Genomic DNA, 6,350 nt, shown 5'->3' on the forward strand with positions numbered 1-6,350 from the left:
GCGCGCGTGGGCCGCGACGTGGGCGATCGCGCCGGATGCGATGCGTGCGGATGCCGTGGCCACTGCGCTGTTCTTCGACGGCGGGCCCGAACTCGCCGCGCGCTGGGGCGTGGAATGGGTGCGCATGAGCACGGCGGGCATGGCCGAGCGATCGCCGAACTGCCCGGTGGAGCTCTTCACGACCCCCGGCATCCGCAGATAGGGAAGAGTTGTACACGTGACGTTCTCATTCACAACCATCCGGCAGCGGGTTCTGGCCGTCCTCGGGGCGATGTCGATGTACCGTCTCGTACTGTTCGCGCTCGTCGCGCTCGCGCTGATCGCTCTGGTGCTCTCGTTCGTCGGAGTGATCGTGTCGCCGACGCCCCTCGAGCTGCTGGCGTCCTTCGTCGTGCTCACGGTCGTGATCTCCGCCGTCGATGCGGGGGTCCAGAGGATCCTGCACCTGCCGTGGCGCGTGGAATCGTCACTCGTGACCGCGCTGATCACGCTGTTCGTGATGCGCCCTGGCGCGGAACCGACCGCTCTCATCGGGCTCGCGCTGGCCGGCCTGCTCGCCAGCGTCTCGAAGTACCTGATCGCCTGGCGCGGGCGTCACATCCTCAACCCCGCGGCCTTCGGCGCGGCGGTGGTCTCGATCATCGGCTCGTTCGGCGCCTTCGAATGGCTGGGCACATCGGCCTCGTGGTGGGTCGGCAACGGTGCGCTCGCGATCCCCGTCGCCGTGCTCGGACTCGCGGTGCTCTGGCGCACGGAGAAGGTGCGGGTCGTGCTCGTCTTCCTCCTCATCGCGATCGCCACGGCGGTCGTGCGCCAGGCGGTGCAGGCGCAGCAGTTCGACATCGACTTCGACATCGCGAGCGCGTTGCAGTTCGCGGTATTGCAGAGTCCGTTCCTCTTCCTCGGCGCGTTCATGGTGTCCGAGCCCCTGACGAGCCCGCCGCGGCGCTGGCAGCAGTTCTGGGTCGCCGCACTGGTCGGCGTGCTCGCCGGATGGCCGATCCTCGTCGGCGGGCTGTTCACGCTCGGTCAGGAGCGCGCCCTGCTGATCGGCAACCTCCTCGCATTCGCCTTCGCGCTGCGCGGTTCTGTGCGTCTGACGCTCGAGAAGCGCGAGTTCATCACGCCGACCGCGCAGGAGCTCACGTTCCGTGCCAGGGGGAAGCTGCGCTTCCTCCCGGGGCAGTACCTCGAGCTCGACGTGCCCCATCGTCATCCTGACGCACGAGGCACACGGCGCGAGTTCAGCATCGTCTCGGCCCCGGCCGACCTGCCGACCCTGCGCATCGCGTACAAGAACGGCGATCAGAAGCACCCGTCGAGCTACAAACGCGCGCTCGCGGCGGCGGAGCCCGGCGCGACTCTCGCCGTCACGGGCACCTGGGGCGACTTCGTGCTGCCCAAGGGCGAGGCACCGGTGCTCATGGTCGCCGCCGGCATCGGTGTGACGCCGTTCGTCTCGCAGCTGCGCCAGCTGCACGCCGAGGGACGCGCCCGCGACGTCGTGCTGGTCTACGTCGCGGCCGAGGCGTCAGAGCTCGCGTTCCGGTCCGAACTCGCCGAGACCGGCGTGCGCACGGTCGTGTTCACCAGGGACGCCCCTTCCGGTCTCCCGGCGCAGTGGACCTGGGCGCAGGGCGTGCGCCTGGACGCGGCAGGACTCGAGCAGGTCGTCTCCGACATCTCGGCCAGGCACGCCTTCATCTCCGGCCCTCCGCGGCTCATCGCCGATCTCGCCCCCGCGCTGCAGAAGGCGCGGTCGCTGACCACCGACGCCTTCGCAGGATACTGACGACGCCGACCGCGACTACGACGCGGGTGCGGAGGCCGGCGAGACGGGGAATCGCACCGTGAAGGTCGTGCTGCCAGGCTCGGAGTCGACGCCGATCGTGCCGTGATGGCCCTCCACGATGGCCTTCGCGATCGCGAGGCCGAGACCGGTCCCGCCGGTCTGACGTGCGCGGGAGCTGTCTCCTCTGGCGAAGCGGGCGAAGAGCTCATCGCGCACCTGCGGGTCGATCCCGGGTCCGTCGTCGTGCACGCGGATCACGGCATCCTCGCCTTCCCTGGCGACGCTCAGAGTGATCGTGGTGCCCTCGGGGGTGTGCGTGCGCGCATTGGCGAGCAGGTTCGCCACGACCTGATGCAGCCGACCCGCATCGCCCAGCATGACGACGGGCTCTTCGGGGACCTCGATGATCCAGTGGTGCCCCGGCGCGGTGGGCCGCGCATCCGTGAGCCCCTCGAGCGCCAGCTGGGTGAGGTCGACCGTGCCGTGCACGAGTTCCTGCCCCTCGTCGAGCCGGGCGAGCAGCAGCAGATCCTCGACGAGGCGCGTCATCCGCAGCGACTGCGCCTGGATGCGCTCGAGGGCCGTCTGCGCCGTCTCTGGCAGCTCCCGATCCCGCAGGGACAGTTCGGAGTACCCGCGGATGGATGCCAACGGCGTGCGCAGCTCGTGGCTCGCGTCGGCGACGAACCGTCGCATCCGCTCCTCGTTCTTCTGCCTGGATGCGAGCGAGTCGTTCACGTGGTCCAGCAGCGTGTTCAACGCGGCACCCACCATCCCGGTCTCGGTGCGGGGGTCCGCTTCGGACGCCGGTACTCGCTCCGTGATGCTCACCTCACCGCGATCGAGCGGCTGATTGGCCACCCGGGTGGCCGTGCCGGCGACCGCCCGCAGGGGCCTGAGGCTCACCCTGATCGTGATCGCGGTCGTCAGGGCGAGCAGGATGAGTCCGCCGAGGGTCGCGAGCGTGATCACGGTGAACAGCTGGGCGATGCTGCTCTGGATCGCGTCACGGGGCAGGCCGGTGACGACGTTGATCTTGTCCGAGTACTGGGTCACCGAGGTCTGCGTGACGAGCAGCTGATACGAACGGCCGCCCGGCCCTGGGAAGGTGATCGTCCCGGATGCTCGACCGCTCAGGGCCTCGTTGATGGCGGCGAGCTGCTCGTCGCTGAGGTCTCGCACCTGGCCTGAACCGTCGACCATGACGCCGCTCGCGGCGCTGTCGGGAGGGGACACCGCCAGCAGTATCCCCGTGGCTGGCGGGGCGACGTTCTCCATCGCCGACTGCGCTGTGAGCGGCCGGTTGTAGATCGCCGCCGGCTTCGACGCCTGCGCGACGAGGCTGGTCGTGCGCAGCGACAGCGAGTTCAACTGCCCGGCGAGCTGTCCCTCCTGCGCCGTTCCCAGCAGTGTGCTGGTGATGACGGCCACGATGATGAGGATGAGCGAGACGAAGCCGATCACCGCGGCCATCAGCCGCGTCTGAAGGGTCAGCGGTCGGTGCGTCATCCCCGGCTCGATCAATGCGGGGCCTTGATCATGTATCCCACACCGCGCACGGTGTGCAGCAGCGGTGCGCGACCGGCGTCGATCTTCTTGCGCAGGTAGGAGATGTAGAGCTCGACGACGGACGACTTGCCTCCGAAGTCGTAGCTCCACACGCGGTCGAGGATCTGCGCCTTGGAGAGCACGCGGCGTTCGTTGCGCATGAGGTAGCGCAGCAGTTCGAACTCGGTCGCCGTCAGTTCGATCTCGGTGCCGTCGCGCTCGACCTCGTGGCTGTCCTCGTTGAGGGTGAGGTCGCCGACGCGCAGGATCGACTGCCCGTCCTCGGTACTGGCGAGCCCGGTGCGACGGATGATCGCGCGCAGACGGGCGATCACCTCCTCGAGACTGAACGGTTTGGTGACGTAGTCGTCGCCGCCGGCGGTGAGCCCGGCGATGCGGTCGACCACGGCGTCCTTCGCCGTCAGGAACAGCACCGGCACGAGATTGCCGGATTCACGCAGGCGCCGCAGCACGCTCATGCCGTCGAGGTCGGGCATCATGATGTCGAGCAGCAGCGCGTCCGGCTCGAAGTCTCGAGCGACCTGGAGTGCCTCGAGGCCGGATGACGCGGTGCGCACTTCCCAGCCCTCCATGCGCAGCGCCATCGCCAGCAGATCGGTGAGCATCTGCTCATCGTCCACGGCGAGGATGCGCAGGGGCGAGCCATCGGGGCGGCGCAGTTCGGGCTGATCAGTGGTCATGGACCCATTCTGAGGAATCAGCTATGGGATTTCTATGGAGCGCGCTATGGGTGGCCTGTGAATCACGGGGCGGCGATCAGTGGATGATCGGCGCTTCCTGCTCCCAGATCGAACTCATCTCGGTGAGCGTGCGGTCCATGATCGACACCATCGAGGCTGCGGCCTTGTCGGCGTTGCCGGTCTGGATGGCCGTCGCGATGTCGACGTGCATCTGCAGCGCCTCCGGCGCCGGGTACTGGGGCATGAGGTCGTACTGACTGCGGCCGGTGAGCACTTCGGCGACGAGGTGATGCAGCTGTGCGAACATCTCGTTTCCGCTCATGGTCAGGATGAGGGAGTGGAACTCCTTGTCCAGATCGAGGAACTTCTCGGCGTCTCCTTCCCGTCCGGCCGCCCACAGCCTCCCCGCGAGGCCGACGAGGTCGCTCGCCTGATTCAGCGGGGCGCGCATCGCCGCCATCCGCGCGGCGGCCGGCTCGATGGCTCCGCGCAGTTCGGTGAGAGAGCGCAGCTGGGCGACTCTGCTGGGACCGGCCAGTCGCCAGCGGATGACCTGAAGGTCGTACACGTTCCAGTCGGTGAGGGGGAGCACCCGCACGCCCACGCGTCGCTTCGGGGTGATGAGCCCCTGCGCCTCAAGAGCGCGGAGCGCCTCGCGGACGACCGAGCGCGACACCTGGAATCGGCTCTCGATGGACTCCGTCGTGAACGTCGCCTGCGGTGCGATGACACCGGCGCAGATCTCTCGACCCAGCGTGTCGAACACGAGGTTGCGTCTGTCGATCGCAGGGGCGGATGCGGCGGGGGAGGCCGGAGCGGCCTCAGCGCCGGGGAGCGAGGTCATGCCTTGATCATATCTTTCTGGTCACAGATGTTGAAAAGTCTGACTTGTGGTGGCAATCTTGGCCACTGAGCAGATGTAACGGAACGTCTGCACCAGGGAACCACGCGACGGCGCGCGGTTCAGGACGGAGTCACAGTGAAGTACCGATCCAAGACCGCCCGCTTCCTCGCGGCGGCAACAACCGCAGTCGTCGCGGGAACGCTCGTCAGTTGCAGTTCCGGCTCGGAGATCGACGAGAGCGAAGGGATCGAGGGCACGACGATCCGTGTCACGCTCGCCAACCACGTGTGGACCGAGACGATCAAGGAACTCATCCCCGAGTTCGAGGAGGAGACCGGCGCGAAGGTCGAGATCTCGCAGCTCGCGGAGGACCAGCTCTCCGACCAGTACAACGTCAAGCTCAACGCCGGCACCGACGAGATCGACGTGCTCATGTACCGTCCGCTTCAGGAGAACAAGCTCTTCGCCAGCAACGGCTACCTCTCGGACATCACCGAGCAGGTCGAGGGCGACGAGGAATGGGACTGGTCCGATTTCCAGTCGGGCCCGGCCTCGCTCACCACCTACGAGGATGCGGTCGTCGGCGTGCCGATCATCACGGAGCGCACGGTGCTCTACTACCGCAAGGACCTGCTCGAAGAGGCAGGGCTCGAAGTGCCGACCACCCTGGAAGAACTCGATGCCGCCGCCGCGGCGATCCACGCGCTTCATCCCGAGGTCGCCGGTTACGTGGGCCGTACCGGCAAGTCCGCCGCCGTGACCCAGTTCAGTGCGTTCCTGTTCAGTTCGGGCGGCAAGTGGATCAACGAAGACGGCACGTCGGCGATCGACAGCGAGGAGGCGCGTGCCGCCTACCAGTACTACGGCGACCTGATCAGCACGCACACCGACGCCACCATCAACCCCGAGATGAGCTGGCCGGAGGCGTTCGCCGTCTTCCAGCAGGGGCAGGCCGCGTTCATCGCAGATGCGGACAGCCTCTACAAGAACATGACCGATCCGTCGCAGTCGACGGTCTCCGATCAGGTCGGGTTCGCGGCCTTCCCCGAGGGTGAAGCAGGGTCGAAGCCGTACAACGTGGCGGCATGGGCGCTCGCGATCAACGAGAGCTCAGCGAACCAGTCGGCGGCGTGGCAGTTCATCCAGTGGGCGACGTCGAAGGAGATCACCCTCGAGATGTCCACGCTCGGTGTCATGGGTGCGCGCACCGCCGTCTGGGAGGACGAGGAGGCGACCGCCGAGTACCCGGCGGAACTGGTCGAGGCGATCAAGATCAACGGCGAGAACGGCGTCGGTGAGGATCGTCCGCTGGTGATCCAGGTGGCAGAGGCGCGTGAGATCGTCGGCGGGCCGATCGTCGCGGCGATCGCCGGCGACGATGTGGATGCCGCCGCCGAGAGCTCGAACGAGGCATTCGACGAGTTCCTTCTCGAAGACGCCGAATAACCATCCTCAGTCCGTCGCC

General features: G+C 67.5%; 5 protein-coding genes and 1 pseudogene. 3 read left to right on the top strand and 3 right to left on the bottom strand.

From position 1 onward, the window contains the following. A pseudogene (locus ACNPNP_RS19185) lies at positions 1 to 202 on the top strand (FAD:protein FMN transferase); the annotation flags it as partial. Positions 203 to 271: 69 nt separating this feature from the next. After that, a complete protein-coding gene (locus ACNPNP_RS19190; RefSeq protein WP_448967804.1) occupies positions 272 to 1,792 on the top strand; it encodes an FAD-dependent oxidoreductase in 1,521 nt (506 codons plus the stop codon). A gap of 15 nt (positions 1,793 to 1,807) precedes the next feature. Here ACNPNP_RS19190 and ACNPNP_RS19195 read toward each other — a convergent pair whose 3' ends face one another. From ACNPNP_RS19195 to ACNPNP_RS19205, 3 genes are all read right to left on the bottom strand, one after another. After that, positions 1,808 to 3,301 (bottom strand): sensor histidine kinase, encoded by a 1,494-nt coding sequence (locus ACNPNP_RS19195; RefSeq protein WP_448967630.1) that lies wholly within the window; start codon positions 3,299 to 3,301, stop codon positions 1,808 to 1,810. 11 nt (positions 3,302 to 3,312) lie between these two features. Then, positions 3,313 to 4,041 (bottom strand): response regulator transcription factor, encoded by a 729-nt coding sequence (locus ACNPNP_RS19200; protein WP_448967631.1) that lies wholly within the window; start codon positions 4,039 to 4,041, stop codon positions 3,313 to 3,315. 76 nt (positions 4,042 to 4,117) lie between these two features. Continuing rightward, positions 4,118 to 4,885: a FadR/GntR family transcriptional regulator gene (locus ACNPNP_RS19205; RefSeq protein WP_448967632.1), complete on the bottom strand. Its 768-nt coding sequence runs from the start codon at positions 4,883 to 4,885 to the stop codon at positions 4,118 to 4,120. A 135-nt stretch (positions 4,886 to 5,020) separates the two neighbouring features. Between ACNPNP_RS19205 and ACNPNP_RS19210 the strand changes: the two genes are divergently transcribed. Beyond that, positions 5,021 to 6,331 (top strand): ABC transporter substrate-binding protein, encoded by a 1,311-nt coding sequence (locus tag ACNPNP_RS19210; RefSeq protein ID WP_448967633.1) that lies wholly within the window; start codon positions 5,021 to 5,023, stop codon positions 6,329 to 6,331. Positions 6,332 to 6,350 lie beyond the last annotated feature (19 nt).

The organism is Microbacterium xerophyticum, from assembly GCF_053543555.1.